Source organism: Devosia sp., assembly GCF_017307565.1.
Lineage (GTDB): Bacteria > Pseudomonadota > Alphaproteobacteria > Rhizobiales > Devosiaceae > Devosia.
Map to the genome: position 1 here is coordinate 1 of NZ_JAFKHD010000289.1, position 1042 is coordinate 1042.

Genomic DNA, 1042 nt, shown 5'->3' on the forward strand with positions numbered 1-1042 from the left:
CAGGTCCGTCAGCGATGTGTTGCCGACACCGGCCAGGTCCACCAGCTGGCCCAGCTGCAGGTCGACGTGCTCGGTGTGCGACGCGACCAGCAGTCCGTTGAACAGCGGGATGGTCACGCCCCCGACGTCGATGCCGGCGGTGCCATACAGGAAGGCGTTGATGATCACGCCCGGCGCGTTGAGCAGGATCGTGAAGGCATTGCTCGGGTCGGCGGCGAGCTCGGCGGTGATCTCGTTGATCGCGTTAGAGACGGTGATGAACGGGCCGATCATCGCGAGCAGGGTGTGCAGGGTCGAACCCAGCTCGACGTGACGCTGGCCTTCGAGCACGACGGTCAGGCTCTGGCCATCGGTCGTGGTCGCATAGAGCACCGTCTGGCCGCCAAGATTTTCGACGAGATCGACACGGAGATCGGCAAACTTGCTGCCGGTGCCCTCGACGATGGTGATGTGCTCGGGGCGAACACCCAGCGTTGCCGTGCCGGCAGCCGAACGACCGAGCGGCAACGAGCCGCTGGCCGTCTTGACCAGTTCACCCTCGCCGGTTGCGGTCAGGAAGTTCATCTTCGGCGAACCGATAAAGCCGGCGACGAAGAGGTTCTTCGGGTTGTTGTAAAGCTCGAGCGGCGCACCGGCCTGCTCGATGACACCGGCGCGCAGCACCACGATCTTGTCGGCCATGGTCATGGCTTCGACCTGGTCGTGGGTCACATAGATCATGGTGTTCCCAAGATCATTGTGCAGCTTGGCGATTTCGACGCGCATGGCAACGCGCAGTTCGGCGTCGAGGTTGGACAGCGGCTCGTCGAAGAGGAAAATCTTCGGTTCGCGCACGATGGCGCGGCCAATGGCGACGCGCTGACGCTGGCCGCCCGAAAGCTGTTTTGGTTTTCTCTTGAGCAGCGGCTCGATCTTGAGAATTTCGGCAGCGCGCTGCACGCGCTTTTCGATCTCGGCCTTCGGCATCTTTGCCGTTTCGAGACCGAATGCCAGGTTCTGGTAGACGCTCATATGCGGATAGAGCGCATAGGACTGGAACACC

Annotated in this window: 1 pseudogene; it reads right to left on the reverse strand. The window is 62.4% G+C overall.

Features of this window, described 5'->3' with window-relative positions:
• Positions 1 to 288: 288 nt before the first annotated feature.
• Positions 289 to 1042: pseudogene (locus tag J0I64_RS08735) on the reverse strand (ATP-binding cassette domain-containing protein); the annotation flags it as partial.